This window comes from Mesorhizobium sp. M1322 (assembly GCF_040318085.1).
GTDB lineage: Bacteria > Pseudomonadota > Alphaproteobacteria > Rhizobiales > Rhizobiaceae > Mesorhizobium.
This window is the reverse complement of the sequence record NZ_JAMYLP010000033.1, coordinates 1-18,662: the sequence shown is the minus strand read 5'-3', so window position 1 is coordinate 18,662 and position 18,662 is coordinate 1. Positions and strand designations below refer to the sequence as shown.

The 18,662-nt window shown below is 59.9% G+C and carries 16 protein-coding genes and 1 tRNA gene; 6 read left to right on the top strand and 11 right to left on the bottom strand.

Features of this window, described 5'->3' with window-relative positions; all coding sequences use genetic code 11:
* Positions 1 to 59 precede the first annotated feature (59 nt).
* From NKH12_RS14660 to NKH12_RS14645, 4 genes are read right to left on the bottom strand one after another with little or no spacing between them, the layout of a single operon-like run.
* Positions 60 to 851, bottom strand: a complete 792-nt coding sequence (locus NKH12_RS14660; protein WP_352953772.1) for an ABC transporter permease — start codon at positions 849 to 851, stop codon at positions 60 to 62.
* Positions 844 to 1,731, bottom strand: a complete 888-nt coding sequence (locus NKH12_RS14655) for an ABC transporter permease (protein ID WP_352953771.1) — start codon at positions 1,729 to 1,731, stop codon at positions 844 to 846. The genes NKH12_RS14660 and NKH12_RS14655 overlap by 8 nt, the downstream gene beginning before the upstream one ends.
* Positions 1,728 to 2,765 carry an ABC transporter ATP-binding protein gene (locus NKH12_RS14650; RefSeq protein WP_352953803.1) on the bottom strand — a complete coding sequence of 346 codons (1,038 nt, stop codon included), beginning with the start codon at positions 2,763 to 2,765 and terminating at the stop codon, positions 1,728 to 1,730. The genes NKH12_RS14655 and NKH12_RS14650 overlap by 4 nt, the downstream gene beginning before the upstream one ends.
* A gap of 28 nt (positions 2,766 to 2,793) precedes the next feature.
* Entirely contained in the window at positions 2,794 to 3,930 is a 1,137-nt protein-coding gene (locus tag NKH12_RS14645) for an ABC transporter substrate-binding protein (RefSeq protein WP_352953770.1), read from the bottom strand.
* 32 nt (positions 3,931 to 3,962) lie between these two features.
* On the opposite strand from NKH12_RS14645, the gene NKH12_RS14640 reads away from it, so the two are divergent.
* Complete coding sequence (locus tag NKH12_RS14640; protein ID WP_352953769.1) at positions 3,963 to 5,033, top strand: LacI family DNA-binding transcriptional regulator; 1,071 nt, start codon at positions 3,963 to 3,965, stop codon at positions 5,031 to 5,033.
* Positions 5,034 to 5,130: 97 nt separating this feature from the next.
* On the opposite strand, the gene NKH12_RS14635 is transcribed toward NKH12_RS14640, so the two are convergent.
* A complete protein-coding gene (locus NKH12_RS14635; RefSeq protein ID WP_352953768.1) occupies positions 5,131 to 5,913 on the bottom strand; it encodes a DUF1499 domain-containing protein in 783 nt (260 codons plus the stop codon).
* A 78-nt stretch (positions 5,914 to 5,991) separates the two neighbouring features.
* Entirely contained in the window at positions 5,992 to 7,620 is a 1,629-nt protein-coding gene (locus tag NKH12_RS14630) for a fatty-acid--CoA ligase (protein WP_352953767.1), read from the bottom strand.
* Between the two features lie 200 nt (positions 7,621 to 7,820).
* On the opposite strand from NKH12_RS14630, the gene NKH12_RS14625 reads away from it, so the two are divergent.
* Positions 7,821 to 8,177 carry a hypothetical protein gene (locus NKH12_RS14625; RefSeq protein WP_352953766.1) on the top strand — a complete coding sequence of 119 codons (357 nt, stop codon included), beginning with the start codon at positions 7,821 to 7,823 and terminating at the stop codon, positions 8,175 to 8,177.
* A 135-nt stretch (positions 8,178 to 8,312) separates the two neighbouring features.
* The gene (locus tag NKH12_RS14620; protein ID WP_352953765.1) at positions 8,313 to 8,702 is read left to right on the top strand and encodes a DUF427 domain-containing protein; all 390 of its coding nucleotides are present in this window, start codon (positions 8,313 to 8,315) and stop codon (positions 8,700 to 8,702) included.
* A 65-nt stretch (positions 8,703 to 8,767) separates the two neighbouring features.
* On the opposite strand, the gene ppdK is transcribed toward NKH12_RS14620, so the two are convergent.
* On the bottom strand, positions 8,768 to 11,446 hold the full coding sequence (gene ppdK, locus NKH12_RS14615) for a pyruvate, phosphate dikinase (protein ID WP_352953764.1): 2,679 nt from the start codon (positions 11,444 to 11,446) through the stop codon (positions 8,768 to 8,770).
* Between the two features lie 209 nt (positions 11,447 to 11,655).
* On the opposite strand from ppdK, the gene NKH12_RS14610 reads away from it, so the two are divergent.
* Together NKH12_RS14610 and NKH12_RS14605 are read left to right on the top strand one after the other, a co-directional pair.
* Positions 11,656 to 12,000: a VOC family protein gene (locus NKH12_RS14610; RefSeq protein ID WP_352953763.1), complete on the top strand. Its 345-nt coding sequence runs from the start codon at positions 11,656 to 11,658 to the stop codon at positions 11,998 to 12,000.
* Between the two features lie 143 nt (positions 12,001 to 12,143).
* Positions 12,144 to 12,218 (top strand) — tRNA-Gln (locus NKH12_RS14605).
* Positions 12,219 to 12,361: 143 nt separating this feature from the next.
* Here the strand turns inward: NKH12_RS14605 and NKH12_RS14600 are convergent.
* Positions 12,362 to 13,027 (bottom strand): recombinase zinc ribbon domain-containing protein, encoded by a 666-nt coding sequence (locus tag NKH12_RS14600; RefSeq protein WP_352953762.1) that lies wholly within the window; start codon positions 13,025 to 13,027, stop codon positions 12,362 to 12,364.
* A gap of 313 nt (positions 13,028 to 13,340) precedes the next feature.
* Here NKH12_RS14600 and NKH12_RS14595 point away from each other — a divergent pair, with 313 nt between their 5' ends.
* Entirely contained in the window at positions 13,341 to 13,880 is a 540-nt protein-coding gene (locus NKH12_RS14595) for a hypothetical protein (protein ID WP_352953761.1), read from the top strand.
* 203 nt (positions 13,881 to 14,083) lie between these two features.
* On the opposite strand, the gene NKH12_RS14590 is transcribed toward NKH12_RS14595, so the two are convergent.
* The 3 genes from NKH12_RS14590 to NKH12_RS14580 form a co-directional block, all read right to left on the bottom strand.
* Positions 14,084 to 15,394, bottom strand: a complete 1,311-nt coding sequence (locus NKH12_RS14590; RefSeq protein WP_352953760.1) for an HlyD family type I secretion periplasmic adaptor subunit — start codon at positions 15,392 to 15,394, stop codon at positions 14,084 to 14,086.
* A complete protein-coding gene (locus NKH12_RS14585; protein ID WP_352953759.1) occupies positions 15,387 to 17,117 on the bottom strand; it encodes a type I secretion system permease/ATPase in 1,731 nt (576 codons plus the stop codon). The genes NKH12_RS14590 and NKH12_RS14585 overlap by 8 nt, the downstream gene beginning before the upstream one ends.
* Positions 17,118 to 17,131: 14 nt before the next feature.
* Positions 17,132 to 18,662, bottom strand: a 1,531-nt coding sequence (locus NKH12_RS14580; protein ID WP_352953758.1) for a tandem-95 repeat protein, incomplete at its 5' end; no start/stop codon positions are given.

The following is an 18,662-nucleotide window of genomic DNA, read 5'->3' as shown; positions in this document are numbered from 1 at the left end:
CGACTGATCCGCCGGAGCACCAGTTGCGTAATGGTTTGTAGGCATGCTTCCAGTCTCGGTCAGGATTTTTGGCGAAGGGCCACGATTAAGACGACGACCACAACAATAGCGGTCCACAATGTTGAGATCGCCGCAATGGTCGGATCGATCTGATCGCGCAGCGACACGAACATGAGCTTCGGCATCGTGCTGTTGCGACCACTCGCGACGAAGATCGAAATCACAGACTCATCGAGCGACGTCAGGAAGGCCATCAAAGTCGCCGACAGCAAGCTGATCTGAAGTTGCGGAACGATTATTCCGCCAATAGCTCTGGCCCAATTCGCACCGAGGCTGCGCGCCGCCTGAACCTGGTTCCAGTCAAAGCGAGCCAGAGCGGGCAACAACACAATGCACGCGACCGGAATGGCCAGCACCACATGTCCGACCAGCACACCGAACAACGTTCCGACCAAACGTTGTGCCGCCAGCACAAAGAAGAGACCGATTGCAAGCAGGATTCCTGGGGTGATCGAGGGGGTTAGCAGGACGCTCTGGATGGTCGCAGCGGTCTTTCCGCCCAGCCGATTCATTGAAATGCAGGCGAGCAGCGCAAAAGGCACCGCGACCAACGCCGTCAATGTGCCAAGGACCAAACTCGTCCTGAGCGCAGCCATCCACGCTGCCGAGCCGAAGAAGTTCTCGTACCAGCGCAACGAGTAGGCGTGCGGCGGAAACTCGAGGAGATTCGACGCCGAAAACGAAAGCGGCACCACCACGAGCGTCGGCAACATCAGAAATGCCATGACAAGAGCAGCAAAGCTCCAGAGGAAAATGCGGGCCAGCCGGTTGTGCGGATAGGCTTCAAGCACGGGAGGCTTCCACTGTGTTGTGGGCCAGCAGGCGCCGTGCCGCCAGCAGCATCACACCGATCAGCGCCATCAGAACGAGGAGCAGAATGCCCAGGACGCTCGCCGACCCCCAATCCTGAAAGGTCGATAGCGTACGCTCGATCCGGGTAGAGAGAGGATTTACCTTGCCGCCGCCAAGCACCGCTGGCGTGATGAAAAAACCGATGGAATAGATGAGGACGATGACCGAACCCGAGAAGATGCCGCCGGCCGAAAGCGGTATTATGACGGTGCGGATGACCTGCCCGAGCGTGGCTCCCATGCTCGCTGAAGCGCGAACGAGGTTTGGCTCGATATCGCGCATCGCGGCATAGACCGGCAGCAGAAACAGCGGCAGCATGTAGTGAACCATGCCGATGAGCGTTCCCGTGAAGTTGTAGACCAGCGGCAAAGGCTCCGCCGTCAGGCCCGAACCAGTCAAAGCCGCGTTGATCATGCCATCACGCCGCAAGAGCACGAGCCAGCCATAGGTGCGCACCAGGATAGCGGTCCACAACGGCAGCATGACGAAGGCCATCAGCACGTTGGCCACCCTTGGTCTGGCGCTGGCCAAGGCCAGTGCCAGCGGGGTGCCCAGAAGAATGCAGATCGCCAGCGTGCCGAGGGACAGTTCGAGGGTGGTGACGAGCGCCGACCATGTCAGTCCGCTCGAAAGCACTTTCGCGTAATTGCCAATGGTGTACTCACCGCCTGTAGTCAGGAAAGATTGCCGGATGATCCAAAGGATGGGCAAAATCGCCGCCAGTCCAACGATGAACAGCGCCGGCAGCGAAAGCGAAAGGAAGAATCGCCGCTCGCGTCGCGCATCTGCGGCGAGCGCAGGATCCACAGTGACGGTCACGCTGTCGCTCCCGGTATCGCGTGAACCTTCGCCGCCGGTGCATATGCGGTCATCCGCTGACCGGCGGCAAGCTCGGCGCAGCCGCCGGCCAGCGCAGCGGGAATGCAGACAAGAACCTCTTGCCCACCGTCAAGCACGAGCGTTAAAAGCCAGTTTTCGCCGCGAAACGCCTTGGCGCGCAGTATTCCTTCGAGCGCCACTCCGTCTCGCCCGACGAGCTTCGCATCGAGAAGGAAGCTTTCGGCGCGGATCATCAAAGTCGCGCGTGACGCTTCGGCGTCATCGATTCGGCGCACCGAGCCTGGCGCCACAATGTTGGCCTCGCCCATGAACTCGGCGACGAAGCGGGTCGATGGACGGTCATAAATTCGCTGCGGCGTGTCGATCTGCTGGATGCGGCCAAAATTCATCACCGCTATCCGGTCAGACATGATCAGCGCTTCGCGCTGATCGTGGGTCACGTAGATTGTGGTGATCCCCAGATCATCGTGCAGGCGCCGGATCTCGTACTGCATGGTTTCGCGCAGATTCTTGTCGAGCGCCGACAGCGGCTCGTCCATCAACATCACGCGCGGCTCGAAGACGATAGCCCGCGCCAATGCTACCCGTTGACGCTGGCCGCCGGACAGTGCGGCAACATTGCGCTCCGCCAGGCCATCCAGCTTCACGCGGGCCAAGGTGGCAAGCGCCCGCTGACGCGCCTCCGCCCTCGGCGTCTTGCGCAGCACCAGCGGATACGTGACATTCGCCAGGACATTCATGTGGGGAAACAAGGCGTAATTCTGGAATACTATGCCGATGTCCCGTTTGTTGGGCGCCAGGCGAGTGATGTCCCGATCGCCCAACAAGAGTTTACCGGAATCCGGCCGGACAAAACCGGCCAGAGCCATGAGCAAAGTGGTCTTGCCCGATCCCGATGGCCCCAGCAGCGTGAGGAATTCGCCAGCTTGAATGTCGAGCGAAACATCATCCAGTGCGACGTAGGACCCGTAAGCCTTGCTGACGCTGTCGATGGTGATCGGGAGCGACTTCATCATCTGCTCCAGCCTTATCAGCTGAGACTCAGCGGGCCATCATCTCATCGAAGGCTTGTTGGGCAGCCTCGCCGTTCTTGACCCACCATTCTGAATTCGAAAACACCGAGGTGCCGGCATTTTCAGGCGCGGTCGCAAGCGTCTTCAGACGGTCCTCGGGAATCAGGCCACCCTCATATGCCGCAGGATTGACCGGGCCATAGGCGATGAAATCGGTCAGCTTCGCAACGCGCGCGGGCTGCGTCATCGCTGCGATGAGCTTCATCGCGGCTTCCTTGTTCGGCGCTCCCTTCGGCACCCCAAGGCAGTCCGTGCCGATGACCGAACCCTTGAACGTATAGTCAGCCGCGCCGCCATCTTTTTTCACAGTCTCTGCCCGTCCGTTCCAGGTAACGACCAGATCCGCCTCGCCGTCCTTCAGCAGCTGCGCGGACTGGGCTCCCGAGGTCCACCACACGGCGACATCTGGTTTGATCGCTTCAAGCCGCCTGATGGCGCGCTCCAGCCCTTCCGGCGTGCTGAGCACGGCATAGACGTCCGCCGGCGCCACGCCATCGGAGAGAAGCGCGATCTCGATCGAGTCCTGCGCATTGGCGCGCAACGCGCGGCGGCCCGGGAATTTGGCTACGTCCCAGAACTCGGCCCAGGTCTTCGGCGGGTTCTCACCATAGGTCTTGGTGTTCCACGACATGACGGTGCCATAGGAATCGAACGGATAGCAGTAGTCGGACTTTGCGCCGTCCGGCACGGATTTGGGATCGATGATCTTGTAGTCGAGTGGCTCCAGCAGCGATTGAGCGGCCGCCTGGGCACCTTCCGGTGAGCCCAGGTGAATGACGTCGGTCGCGACCGCACCCGAGGTGACCTGCATCTTCAAGGCGGCCAGGCCGTCGCTTAGCGTCTCCTCGCGGACTTCATAACCAAGCTCTTTTGCGGCAGGGCCCCACATCGCCTCTTTCATGGCGTTGCCATAGTCGCCGCCCGCGGTCGTGATGGTGACTGTTTGCGCATGGACGGGCAAGGCAGCCGAGATTGCGAATGCGGTTAAGGAAATGCGTAGCCAGGACATAGGTTCTCCCCCTAAACTTTTTGTCAAATGTTGCTCGAAAGAGCCATTTATTTGCAATCGTAACGTTACGATTGCATCGGAATGCGCCAGAGTCAAGCTGCTTCCTACGGGCGTTTGGATTGACCGGGATGTCGAATCCGGTAACGTTGTGGCGGTCAGCAAAATCAGCCGGCGCTTTCGCAAATGAAGTCGGGCGGACAATGGCTAATCTAAAGCAGATCGCGGCGGAACTTTCCCTCTCGGTGACCACAGTGTCCCGCGCTCTGAAGGATGGGCCGGAAGTGCAGCCCTCGACCATAGCCCGCGTCAAGGAGGCGGCTAAGCGGGTCGGCTATTTACCAAATCATCATGGTCGTGCGCTCAAAACCGGTCGAACGCAGACGCTGACGGCAGTACTCCCGATGGAGACGCGAGACCATCTGTCCGATCTGTTGAAGCTCCCTTTAATCGAAGGCATGACGCTGGCGGCGCGGCAGGCCGGTTATAGTCTGTCCATCTATTCCACCACTCCCGACGACGATCCCGTCGAGAGTGTGCAGCGGCAGCTTCAGGCGCGCAGCACAGACGGACTGATCATCACGCGCTTGGTGTCGGGTGATCCGCGCGTCAAGCTGCTGCTGGATAAACGCATGCCATTTGTCGCGTTTGGAAGAACCGACCTCGACATTGCGTATCCTTATGTCGATGTCGACAATGAACAGATTGCCTACGAGGCAACCCGACGGCTCATGGATAAGGGCTGTCGACGCATTGCACTGCAACTTCTGGTTCCGGAAGATCAGGCAAGTGCCATGCGTCTTTCCGGCTATGGAAGGGCAATGGCCGAGGCCGGTATTCCGATCGACCAATCGCTGATCGGGCATGGCATGTTCACCATGGAATCGAGCGCAGCCTGGTTCGATCGCTTGCTGGCTTGCTCAGATCCGCCGACAGGCTTGGCATGCGCCAACGAACTGGGCCTTCTAGGGGCGCTGCACGCTCTTGGCAAAAGAGGTCTTGCGCCGGGGAGCGACGTCCACATTGTAACGCGTGACAGCACGCGGCTGGCACGCTTCCTGCCGGCGAAGATCGGAGTTCATTCCGTTGATATGGCCGGTGTCGGGCGCAAACTTGTCGAAATCCTGGAGAACCGGATTATCAATCCGCTTGGACCGGTGGAGACAATCCTGCTCAAGGGTGAATTCGAGCCGGCCGAATAGCTGCCCGCAGACTCAATCGACCCAGGGACTACGACAACCCCTGATTGTATCTGTGGCGTCAAAGCGATTCCGCTTGGCTGTAAAAATGCTCTGGACATCACTCGGCAGGGGCCGTGCCGACCTGGCCGGCGACTTCCTGATCCAGCTCGGCTAGGAAATCCACGATGCGGGCCGCATTGTCGCCAAGGTCGTAGCGGCCGTAACGCGAGGCCGAACGCATGTCGACGACGACCGCATCGCCATCGTCGGTCACACGGATGGCGACGTCGGCGGGAAGGCTGAGGATGAAGTTCCTGGCCAGGGCGTTGATCGTCACCTCGCTTTGCCCGATCGCACGGGGAAACGGCGCCGTAAGCTGCCAGTCCCGACGATCGAGCACGGTTTCGACTGCTTCCAGGACCCGATCGAAAGGCAGATTGTAGCTGCGTCCGGTGACAAGCGGATAGGTCTCGGTCTGCAGGCGCCGCTCGCCCGGGGTCGGCGGCGAAAGCGCGTTCATATCCCCGGTCCGGGTGCTGGTGTCGAGCACCGGCGGATCGTCGAAATCCGTCGAGATGTCCCTGAGCGGTGGATAAGTCGCTGCCCAGTAGGCGGCAATGCCAAAAGGAGCAAGCACCAGCAGTGCCAGCAACGTTCCGACGGTGAGATCGCGACCGCCACGGTCGCCGAAATTCCACAGTCTCGAAAAGGCAAATCCGGCGAACAGCAGCGCAAAGGCGGCAAGCAGCGCGACAATGCCGAGCACCCAAAGGAAAGCCGGCGTTTCAACAAGTTCATATCGGTGGCCGACGAGGACGGTCAGAAGCAGGACCGCCGAAAAAGCGCCTGTCCGCCGCGACCAGCCGGCCGCCCTCGACGTCTGTCGCTCGGCATTTTTCATTATTTTCAGCACTGCTTCACCCCGAACCGGCGCTTAAAGCCGTTTAGCGGCGGCTGAAGGCGAAAGACGTCACACCCGTCAGTCCGTCGGCAGGCGATAGTCCCTGAACTGCCGGCGCAAGGTTGTCTTCTGTATCTTGCCGGTAGCGGTGTGGGGAATTTCGCCGACGAAGGCGACGTCATCCGGCATCCACCACTTCGCCACCTTGCCGTCCATGAAGGCCAGGATATCCGTCTTGGTCGGCTCCCGGCCCGGCTTGCGGACCACGACAAGCAACGGCCGTTCGCCCCATTTCGAATGTTGGATGCCGATGGCGGCCGCCTCCGCCACGTCAGGATGACCGACCGCGAGATTCTCGAGCTCGATAGTCGAAATCCATTCGCCGCCCGACTTGATGACGTCCTTGGCGCGATCGGTGATCTGCATATAGCCGCTCGGGTCGATATGGGCGACATCACCGGTATCGAACCAGCCTTCTTCATCGAACTGTTCGGATCCGATGCCGCCATAATAGGCGCGCGCGACAGCCGGTCCGCGGACCTTCAAGCGTCCGAATGTCTTGCCGTCCCATGGCTGCTCCTTGTTGTCATCGTCCGTCACCTTCATTTCGACGCCGAAAGGCGGATAACCCTGCTTGCCCTGGACGTCGAGCCTGGCTTCGCCTTCAAGCCCGGCATAGCCCGGCTTCATGGTGCACAAGGTGCCAAGCGGCGACATTTCGGTCATGCCCCATGCATGGATGACCTCAACATCGTAATTGTCCTGGAACTTCGTCGTGATCGCGCGCGGGCAGGATGAGCCGCCGATGACGACCTTCTTCAGATAGGGAAGTTCCTTGCCGGTCTCCTCCAGATGCTGGAGCAGCATCAGCCACACTGTCGGCACGGCGGCGCTGAACGTCACCTTTTCGGTGTCGAGCAACTCGTAGATCGAGGCGCCGTCCATCTTGCAGCCAGGCATGACCAGCTTGGCGCCGATCATCGGGGCGCTCTGGCCAAGGCCCCAGGCGTTGGCGTGGAACATCGGCACGACAGGCAGTATGGTGTCGCGCGACGAGAGGCCCATGGCGTCGGGCATCGCCGCGATCATGGCGTGCAGCACGTTCGAGCGATGGCTGTAGAGGACGCCTTTCGGATCGCCTGTCGTGCCCGAGGTGTAGCACATGCCGGCGGCGGTGTTTTCATCGAACGTCTTCCAGGTGAAGGCGCCGTCGGCTTCGTCAAGCCACTCCTCATAGGCAACGACGTTCGGCAGCGCCGTTTGCGGCATGTGCGTGTTGTCGGTCAGCACGATCACCTTTCTCAGCGATTTGACCGCGCCGGCGATCTTTTCAAGCAGCGGCATGAATGTCAGGTCGACGAAGATCGCCTTGTCCTCGGCATTGTTCATGATCCACACGATCTGCTCGGGAAAGAGCCGCGGATTGAGCGTGTGATAGATCGCGCCAACACCCATGATGCCGTACCAGGCTTCGATGTGACGCGCCGTATTCCAGGCCAATGTGGCGATGCGGTCGCCAAGCCCAAAGCCGTCACGCTCGAGCCGCTCAGCGACCTGCAAGGCGCGGCGATGAATTTCCGCGTAAGTGGTCCGGACGATCGGGCCCTCGATCGAGCGCGATACGATCTCGCGTTCGCCGTGCTGCCTGGCTGCGTTGTCGATGAGCTTGTGGCAAAGCAGCGGCCATTCCTGCATCAGTCCGAGCATTCTTTTCCTCCCATTGCTTTTTCATTCCATTGTGGGACGAACAAGCGGATTGTCCAGCCATGACCGGGCAGAAGCGTTGCATTGATCGAAAAGACAGGGAAATCCGCCACAATCCGGCCATCGTCGGCGTTAACTTTGATTAATGGGCTTAACTTTGATTAATGGGCAGGGGGTGCGATTGGCGAATGAAAGAGGTTCGCATGGACGCGCAGCTCGAAGACAAGACTCTCGAAGATACGCTCGCCGAAAGCCTGGCTGATTTGGTGCCGGACGCCAAAACCGTTTCCGAAGACGAATTCGTCGAAGTTGTTGGCGGCGCCCTTGAGGCGGTCGGCGGCACGCTGTTGTTCAAGATGTGCGTTCAGAACGAAGGCGAAGGCCAGCACGTTGCCGCGGCATGCGTCGGCGATGGCGGCAACCGCCAGTTCCTGCTTCTTACCTTGCCGACCGGCGGTGGTGCGCTCAAGGTCGAAACCGCGTCGAGAAGCACCAATCCGGTCGCCAGTATCGCCGCCGCCTATGCCGGGCTGATGGATGCATTTCAGGCTGCCGCCTGATTGTTCATCGGCAGGGCCGATTTGACGAGAGACCTGCAACGCCAAAGGCGATGGTTTTCGAGCCCCGCATTCGACGGCGGCCTTGCGCGGCGCGCACGCCCGACACACTTTAGGTCGACGCAAGGAGAACCCGTCATGGACCAGATCGCCAATCCGTCACCCGGCTTCCAACGCAACCCGGGTAAAGTGATCACTGTCGCGCCCTACATCGGAACTGTCACCGTACGCGTCGGCGACTCGATCATTGCCTCGTCCACTAAGGCCAAGGTGTTGACCGAATCCCCCTACCCCCGGGTCCTCTACATTCCATTCGAAGACATCGATTTCGATCAGCTGCGCAAGACTGAACTGTCGACCCACTGCCCTTACAAGGGCGATGCGAGCTATTGGAGCGTGCTGCCTGCCGCGGGAGCAGGCAAGAATGCGATGTGGGGGTATGAGCAGCCTTTCGACGAGATGATCGAAATCCGCGATCACGGCGCGTTCTATCCCAACAAGGTGACGATCGAAGCCAAACCAGCCTGAGCAGGGACGGCTCGAGACCTGTCCTGCCGATCAGTCGGATACGGTCATGGCCGATGTCGTGTCCCTTACCTGCGGCCATTCTTCGCAGCCTGGACCGCCGCCTGCGCGGCAGCCAGCCTGGCGATCGGCACGCGGTAGGGCGAGCACGACACGTAGTCGAGGCCGACCTCCTCGCAGAAATGGATCGACGCCGGATCGCCGCCATGTTCGCCGCAAATGCCGAGCTTGATCTCCGGCCGCGTTGCCCTGCCTTTTTCGGCCGCCATCCGCACCAGTTCGCCGACGCCCTCAATGTCGAGGGACACGAACGGATCCTGCTCGATGATGCCCTTCTGGCGATAGGTCTCCAGGAACGAGGCCGCATCGTCGCGTGAGATGCCGAAGGTGGTCTGGGTCAGATCGTTGGTGCCGAAAGAGAAGAATTCGGCCGCCTCGGCGATGACATGGGCGCGGATCGCGGCGCGCGGCAGTTCGATCATCGTGCCGGTAAGATAGGTGATCTTGACGCCGGTTTCCTCCATCACGCTCTTGGCGACGGCGTCGATCCGCGCCTTGACATAGTCGAGTTCCTTCACCAGACCGACCAGCGGCACCATGATTTCCGGAACCACCAGCGCCCCGGCCTTTCTGCCGGCTTCGACGGCCGCCTCGAAAATGGCGCGCGCCTGCATCTCGGCGATTTCGGGATAGGAAACCGCAAGCCGGCAGCCGCGATGGCCAAGCATCGGGTTGAACTCGTGCAGGGCCTCGGTGCGCTGCCTGAGCTTGTCGGGCGACACGTTCATGGCGGCGGCGACTTCGGCCACCTCTTCCTCGGTCTTGGGCAGGAATTCATGCAGCGGCGGATCGAGCAAGCGGATCGTCACCGGCAGGCCGGCCATGATCTCGAACAGTTCGAGGAAATCCGAGCGCTGCATGGGCAAGAGTTTTGCGAGCGCCGTTCGCCGGCCCTTTTCGGTGTCGGCCAGGATCATCTCGCGCATGGCAACGATACGGTCGGCCTCGAAGAACATGTGCTCGGTGCGGCAAAGCCCGATGCCTTCGGCGCCGAAGGAACGCGCCATGCGCGCGTCGAGCGGCGTTTCGGCATTGGTGCGCACCTTCATGCGGCGCACGCTATCGGCCCATTCCATGATGGCGGCGAAATCGCCCGACAGCTCCGGCTGCAGCATCGGTACGGCGCCTTTCAGCACCTGGCCGTTGCCGCCGTCGATGGTGATGATATCGCCCTTGCGGAACGTCGATCCCATTGCCATCAGCGTGCCGGCTCTGTAGTCGACGCGCAGCGAGCCAGCGCCCGACACACAAGGCTTGCCCATGCCGCGCGCCACCACCGCGGCGTGGCTGGTCATGCCGCCACGCGTGGTCAGGATGCCTTCCGCCGCATGCATGCCGTGGATGTCCTCGGGACTGGTCTCGATGCGCACGAGAATCGCCTTGCGGCCTTGCGTCTTGAGTTCCTCGGCCTCATTGGAGGAAAAGACGATCTCGCCGGTGGCGGCACCCGGAGATGCGGGCAGGCCGATGCCGATCACATCGCGCGCCGCCGTCGGATCGATGGTCGGATGCAGCAACTGGTCCAGCGAGGCTGGATCGATGCGGGCGACGGCCTCCTCCTTCGAAATGAGCTTGTCCCGCGCCATGTCGACGGCGATTTTGAGCGCCGCCTTGGCGGTACGCTTGCCGGACCTCGTCTGCAGCATCCACAATTTGCCGCGCTCGATAGTGAATTCGAGATCCTGCATATCGCGGTAGTGCTTTTCCAGACGGTCGGAGATGGTGACGAAAGACTGGAAGGCATCCGGCATCAGCTTCTGCAGCGAAGGCTTGTCGGAGCCGGCGGCAATGCGCGCCGCCTCGGTGATGTTTTGCGGTGTGCGGATGCCGGCGACGACATCTTCGCCCTGCGCATTCACCAGGAACTCGCCATAGAGCATCTTTTCGCCGGTCGACGGATTGCGGGTGAAAGCGACACCGGTGGCCGAAGTCTCACCCATATTGCCGAAGACCATGGCCTGGACGTTGACCGCGGTGCCCCAGCTTTCGGGAATGTCGTGCAGGCGCCGGTAGGTGATGGCGCGGTTGTTCATCCAACTCGAAAACACGGCGCCGATCGCGCCCCAGAGCTGCTCGTTCGGATCTTGCGGAAACGGCTTGCCGAGTTCCTCCTCGACCTTGGCCTTGTAGAGTGCGATCACGCCCTGCCATTCGATGGCAGTCAGTTCGGTATCGAGTTCATGGCCGAGCCCGCCCTTCTGGTCTTCGAGGATTTCCTCGAACACCTCATGATCGAGGCCCATGACGACATCGGAATACATCTGGATGAAACGCCGGTAGCTGTCATAGGCAAAGCGAGCATCGCCTGAATCGGCGGCCAGCGCCTCGACCGTCTCGTCGTTCAGACCGAGATTGAGCACGGTGTCCATCATGCCGGGCATCGAAGCGCGGCCACCGGAACGCACCGACACCAAAAGCAGTTTCGAGGGATCGCCGAAACGGCGCCCGGTCAGCCGGCCAATGTGGTCAAGCGCAACCGCGACGTCCGCCTCCAGCGAGGCCGGGTAGGTGCGGCCGTTGGCGTAGTAGGCGTTGCAGACCTCGGTGGTGATGGTGAAACCCGGAGGCACGGGCAGGCCCAGGCTGCACATTTCGGCCAGATTGGCGCCCTTGCCGCCCAGGAGGTTCCTGTCGCCGGCACGGCCTTCCGCAGCGCCGTCGCCAAAGGTGTAGACCCATTTGGTCATGCTTGCTCTCCGGTTGCAGGAGATTGAAAAGATTGACGAAGCCGAAGCTCCGCCGTGTCCCTATCCGAGCGATATGATGCTGCAGTGCGAAAGGCAAGCGTCGGCAAAGCCAGCCGGCTTCTACAATCGATTAAGAAAAAGCGATGCCAAAAAGACTTGCGGCCCGGTGGTCAATTAAGTAGAACATAACAGGAACCAGGGATAACGCCATGAGACGGACCGGAAAACTCGATTATCTGGAAATGCCGGCAACTGGTGGAACGCTGGATAGGCTCAAGGCTTTCTACAGCGCCGCCTTTTCCTGGTCGTTCACCGACTACGGGCCGACCTATTCGGCGTTTTCGGAAGGTCTTGACGGAGGCTTCCAGGCTGATGCCGGCGAAGCGCCCGCCAAGCCGCTTCCCGTGGTTTATTCCGAGCACCTGGAAGAAACCCTGGGCGCCGTCGAAAATGCCGGCGGCACGATCGTCAAGCCGATCTTCTCATTCCCCGGTGGCAGGCGGTTCCATTTCATGGATCCGGCAGGCAATGAAATGGCCGTCTGGGGTGAATAGCGACAGAGCTCCCCATCCAGGACGATGATTACCGACCCAAACTCTGGCTACAGTCCAGTTGCGCATAGCCGCTATTCTCGGCATTGAGCTTTCCGTCGGCTCGTCCTATAAGGCCGCGCGCGCAACGGGCATGTTCCCGTTGCTGGGGCGTAGCCAAGTGGTAAGGCATCGGTTTTTGGTACCGACAATCCCAGGTTCGAATCCTGGCGCCCCAGCCAAACTGGATGCCCTGTGGACAATTTCGCCCTGGTGGCATCGCTCGACGCCGCTGCGGCCGCTGATTCTGCAAGTAAGTCAAAAGGTTGCCTGAAGTTTGCGCGAACTTCGCCGCGATCCCATTCGCAGTTCGACAGCACTAAATTCAGGAGCCGTTTTTTCTCGTTTGCGGCCTGTTCACAAATAGTCGGCTGGCATCACGGGCCAGTTCTAGGAGCCGCAGGCCGTCCTCCATGTATGATTCTTGCGCCTCGCTGTGCCGCTTGATCTCGCGTAGCAGACGCGTCTGTTCCGCTAGCCATTGCGCCGACATGCGATCATAGAAAGCATTGTCGATACGTCCGTCGAGCTTCTCCAGATACATAGCCTGGAGGCGATCCTCGAGGCGCTTGTACTGCGTCTGACAACGCTGGATCGCCTGTTCCTGCTCACATCCCTCAACAGCATGGCTCGCCTTGAGCGCGTCGCGCATCCAATCCAGCACCTCCTCATCGAACTGGAGCTTGTCAAGTAACGCGGCAAACGTCTCGTCCGGCACCTCCTCCCGTACATATTTGCGCCGACAGTCTGCATAGCCGCCACGCCCTTTGTCGACATGCCCGGTACAGTGATAGTAGATGTATTTGCCCTTCTTGACCTCGGCCACGACCGCGCAGCCGCACTGGATGCAGGTCATGAGTCCCGCGAAGGCAAACTCGTAGCCATAGGAATGGATCGGGGTCGCGTGCCGGCCGGTCAGAACGCCTTGGACCCGCTCCCACAGCTCGATCGATACCAGCGGCTCGTCCTTTGCCCTGATGCAGCTTGCCATGCCACTGAAACAGCCCCGTATAGAGCCGGTTGCGCAGCATCGTATGCACCGTGCTCACCGGTGCCGGATTGCCGCTCTTGGGATAGATGAGTCTTCGCCGCCTTCGCAAGCGCCTTGCGCGAATATTGGCCGGTCGCGTAACGCTCGAACAGCTTGGTGACGATGGGAGCCAGCACTGGGTCCGGCTCGATGACCTTGCTGCCGTCCTTTGCCGTGACGTTGAGGTAGCCGAGCGGCGCCTTGGACGGCCAGAGCCCCTTTCTCCTGCTCTTTCGAAGACACGCGCGCATATAAGAGCGCCTTCACCAAACCGGTGGGCTTCGCGATCTGCGCAGTTCGTCTGGCCACACTGGAAGCCACGATTGAAGCGAAGCCTGACCAGAGCGCGGCCATCGAAGCGCAGACATTCCTTACGACAGCGCAGCTCCGGCTGACTGACTACCGCGACGCCATGCGGAAGAACGAGGCCGCGAAGATCGCGAACAATTCCGCGCGGTCGGCCTACGATGCCTACTGCCGCGTGATGGAAGACGAACTGAATGCGCTCTATGACGACGTGCAGGAGGACTTCGGTACCTTCTACCGGCTGATCAATGAAGACGATGAGGCCAAGTTTACAGCGAAGTTGACCCCAAGCGAGGGGCGGCTCGATTTCGATGTGAACTTCTATGAGCGCGGTCTGTTTCCGCCAGGCACCGATCAGGTAACCGGTGGCGAAAGCGCGCCGGCAGAACGCCGTCACGGCGGCTGCCGCGCCAGGTCTTGGGACTACTCTTCCTCGGCGTCGGCACGCTTGCCGCCGAAGTCACTCCATTCGTCATCCAGAGCACCGCTGGCCTCCAGAGAACCATAACAAATTGGACAGGACCGCTGCCTGGGCCGATGCAAGGCCAGGCCTCTGTTGTCGACGGCGACACGGTCGAGATTGCTGGTCAGCGCATGTTCAATGGCATCGACGCACCGGAGAGCCGGCAGTACTGCAACGACGCCAAAGGATTCGCATATCCCTGCGGGCGCCGTGCGGCCCAAGCGTTGGGCGAGTTCGTGGCGGCATCGCTACTCTCTGAAGGCTTTGTTCACCTGTTCAGTCAACGGGTTGAGCAGATAAGCCAGGGCAGTTTTCTCGCCCGACTGAATGAAAGCCTCAGCAGGCATACCGGGGCGGATCGGTTCATGGGCATCTAACCCTGCCAGGTCAGCAGAATTGAGCACAATGTCGACTTCGAAGAACTGAAGACGGGACTGGGCATCTGTCGAGAGGTCTGCGCCGATCATAGCGACCTGTCCGTTCACCTCTGGCGTGGTTTTCTGATTAAATGACAACAGGCGGACCCGCACGGGTTGGCCGACCCAGATCGCGTTGATGTCACGTGGACGGACCCGTGCACGGAGAACCAACGGATCCGACTCTGGAACAATGAGCATCAGCGTCTCGCCCGGACCGACCACTCCGCCGACCGTGTGAATGGCTAGCTCATGCACGAATCCCGACTGCGGCGCGATGACATCGATCCGGTCAATGCGCTCCTGCGCAGCTTGGCGCTGCTCGCGAAGCGATCCGACCTTTGTTCTTACTTCCGCAATCGCAGTCAGCACTTCGGAGCGCCAGTCATCGTCGACTTGTATTGCTCTAAGGTCCACTTCACTGACGCTCCCTCTCAGCTTCGCGATTTCGGCAACGAGCCTGCCAATATCGCCATCTACGCTCGCCAATTCGCGTTCAAGTTCCAGGACGCGGTTTTTCTGAACCAGCCCATCCTTTAGCAGACCCTGCATTGTCTCGAGCTCAGCAGCCGCGATCGCCAGCTGCCGTTTTCTGCCTTCGAGTTGGGCTTCCATGCCGCTGATCTGATTTTTGATTTGATTAACCTGTTCAGCAAGTTGACGCTTTTTCCCTGCAACAACTTCCAAGCGCGACGCAATAAGCTTTTGCTGACTGTCAAATATACGCTCAAGTTCAGATTTCGGCATCAACTTTACAAGTTCTGAAGGAAACTCCAACTCGGCATGTCCGTCGCGTTCCGCTTCGAGTCTTTTTAGTTCGACTTCCAATTCGGCCAACTGTGCAATAATGATTGCCAGCCGCGCTCGGGGCTCAGATGGGTCAAGCCTCATGATCGCATCGCCTGCATGCACCCGTTGGCCATTCTCGACGTTCAATTCAAGGACAATTCCGCCTTCGAGATGCTGCACCTTTTTCGCGTTTGAACGAACAACGATTTGGCCTGGAGCGATCACCGCGCCCGAAATGCTTGCGGTTGCGGCCCAACCACCCAGAACGAGAACGAGAACCGCTACGACCGCAATTCCGGCTCGTTGTGTCCGCCTGAGCGAAACGGAAAAATTGCTTTCACGGCCGTCACTCATTGCCGGCCCTCATCACCGTAACATTGTTACCCTGGCGCGGTTCCGGTACGACCACCTGGGTGACTTGTCGAAGGACTTCGTCTTTCGGGCCGAAGGCGACCTGTTTGCCGCTGCGCAGATAGAGCAGCATGTTGACCGCGTTGATCGCGCTTGGGCGGTGGGCGATCACAATGATTGTTGCGCCGCGGTCGCGCGTCGCTTTGATCGCCTGCGAAAGGGCTTGGTCGCCCTCGGCGTCTAAGTTCGAATTAGGCTCGTCGAGAACAACAAGTGCAGGATCACCATAGAGCGCGCGGGCCAGCGCGATTCTTTGTCGCTCTCCCGCGGACAGCGCCACGCCGCCCTGGCCGACCAGGGTCCCGTATCCATTGGAGAATGATAAGATCAGTTCGTGAACGCCGGCGAGCTTGGCGGCGTGAAGAACGGCCTTCGCATCTGCATTCGGCTCGAATCGCGAGATGTTTCTGGCTACCGATCCTGGAAACAACACCGCATCCTGCGGCAAATAGCCGAGTTGGCGCCCGAGAATATCGCGGTTCCACTGGTCGTGCGTCGAACCGCTTATCCGGATTTCGCCTCTGACGAGAGGCGCAATTCCAAGTATAGCGTGTGCAAGCGTCGTCTTGCCCGCGCCCGAGGGTCCGATGATGCCGAGGCCGTCACCCGGGTTCAGCTTGAAGGAGATGCCGGCGAGCAGCGGCTCCTTCCGAGCGGAAGCCACGCAGACAATATCCGAAACCGACACCGCTCCATTGAGTGGAGGAAGCTCCATTGGGTCGGACGCTGTTACTTCGGCGGCATTGAGCAACTGCGAGACCCTGCGGGACGAACGAACCATTCCCAGCACGCTTCGCCAATGGACGATGGCCTGCTCGACAGGTGAAAGTGCGCGTGCCAGCAGTATGGACGCGGCAACCATCACTCCGCCGCTGATTTCCTGGCCGATGGCTAGATAGGCCCCGACGGCCAGTATTCCGGACTGGGACAGAAGTCGTGTCGCTTTTGACATCGCGGACAGGGTTCCGAGCCTGTCGGAAAGTCCGTTCGACAAAAGTACCGCTTCTTGGACTTTCGATTCCCAGAGCGACCGCAGATTGGATTCCATGCCTAGCGCGACGGCGGGCGCTGCCTGACGCCGGCTTTCGTCTGCAAGGCGCTGGGCTGACTCGGCGGCGGTGGAGGCTGCGAGTTGCGGTCCGCGGGTAAGCCATTCATTTGCAACTGCAAAGCAAGCAAGCACCGATGCAGCGCCCACCGCGAACCATCCGAGCCATATGTGGAGCAGAAAGATCACACCGATATAAAGCGGCACAAACGGCGCATCGAAAAACATCCCGGGCCCCGGGCCGGAAATCCAACCGCGAATGGTTTCGAGATCGCGGATCGAAGGACCGGCGTTTCCAGCGCCCCGCCACGCATCCGATTGAACTGCAGAAAAGACCGGTCCACGCAGAATTTCGTCAAGTCGCCCGGCAAGGCGGGCAAGAACGCGTGATCGCATTGCGTCAAGCGTACCCATGAATGCGAAAAGCACGACGACCAGGATGACAAGTGCTACCAGCGTTTGAACACTGCCGCTGGAAAGCACGCGGTCATAGACTTGCAGCATGAACAACGGCCCAGTCATCAGCAGAAGATTGATCACGCAGCTGAACAGGGCAAGTGCGCAGATGGGCTTGCGCACTTGCTGGCGTAACATCCCAAGCGGGCCGAGACCGGTCATCGTCGGTGCTTGTTTCACAGGTTGAAGTCGTCGGCCGTGAGAGTAATGAGGCCCGAAAGCTGGATCTCGAAATCGGCCGTTGTGTTTCCGTCTACATCGCCGTGTACGATTGTGACATTATTGACGGTGTCTTGATACCAAGTGACGCTGTTTGCCTGAACTCCGGGATCGGTTGCAGGAGTCGGATTGGCGACGAAAGTAAATGCCTGATCGCCAACAAATCCCGCCTGCGTCTTTGCGTCGATGGCCGACAGATCAATCTTGTCGCCTTCCGCCTGGCTGAAATCGGTGATCACATCCCGGTTGCCGGTTCCAATTGGCATTTCATTCGGCGCAATGAAAACGAAAGTATCCGCGTTGGCGCCGCCGGTCATGGTGTCCTTGCCGAGGCCACCCTCGATGCGGTCCGCTCCTGCGTTACCATTGATCGTGTCGTTTCCGCCGCCGCCGATGAGCACGTCGTTGAAAGCCGACCCGGTGAGTGTATCGGCCAAATTCGTCCCGATCACACCTTCGATATTTCTGTATGTGTCTGTTCCAAGGCCCGCGGCGCCAGCGTTGAAAACTGTGTTGCTCGCGCTCTGAATCAAGGTGAAATTGAGCCCTGCCCCCGTTCCGTCTGAAAAATCGATGAGGTCGATATCGGTCCCGGCACCTTGCCCATCGATTGTATCATTTCCGGCACCGCCTCGAAGTGTGTCGCTCCCGGCACCGCCTCGAAGGGTATCTGTACCAAGGCCTCCAATGAGTATGTCAATTGAGGGACCACCGTCGTCGACGTCGGTGCCATTTCCGCTATCGATATAGGATGCCTGATAAGACGCTGGGGTTGCGTACTTAGTTAACAGATTTACATTGTCTCCATTGACAGTATCAATCGATACAGTGCCGGTGGTAAGCCCTCCGTTTCCATCTGATACCTGGTAGGTAAACGATCCGGCATTGACCGTGTTGTTCGATAGAGGGTCTGTATTGTACGTTATGGTTTGACTGACCGCGTTGTACGTAACATTCGCCCCAGAAACAGACACTATCTGCAATTTATCCGAGTCGCCGTCCGTATCATTGCCCAGAAGAACAGCGGCAGAAAATATTGCCGTCGTGTCATTGGATATAACAAGCTTGTCATTCATGGCCACCGGCGCTGCATTTACCGCGCTGACGGTGACGTTGACGGTCGCGGTCTCGGTGACGCCGCCCGAGGTCACCGTGTAGGTGTAGCTGTCGGCGCCGTTGAAGTCGGCGTTCGGCGTGTAGGTGACCGAGTTGTCGGGATTGACGACGACCGAGCCGTTGGCGCCCTGGGTGACCGCCGTGACCGCCGGCGTGCCCTCGAAGCTGTCGTTGGCCAGCACTGCGGTGGTGATCGCCGTGTCCTCGTTGCCCGAGGCGGTGTCGTCGGCGATGTCGGCGATCGCGTTGACGGTGACGTTGACCGTGGCGGTCTCGATGACGCCGCCCGAGGTCACCGTGTAGGTGTAGCTGTCGGCGCCGTTGAAGTCGGCGTTCGGCGTGTAGGTGACCGAGTTGTCGGGATTGACGACG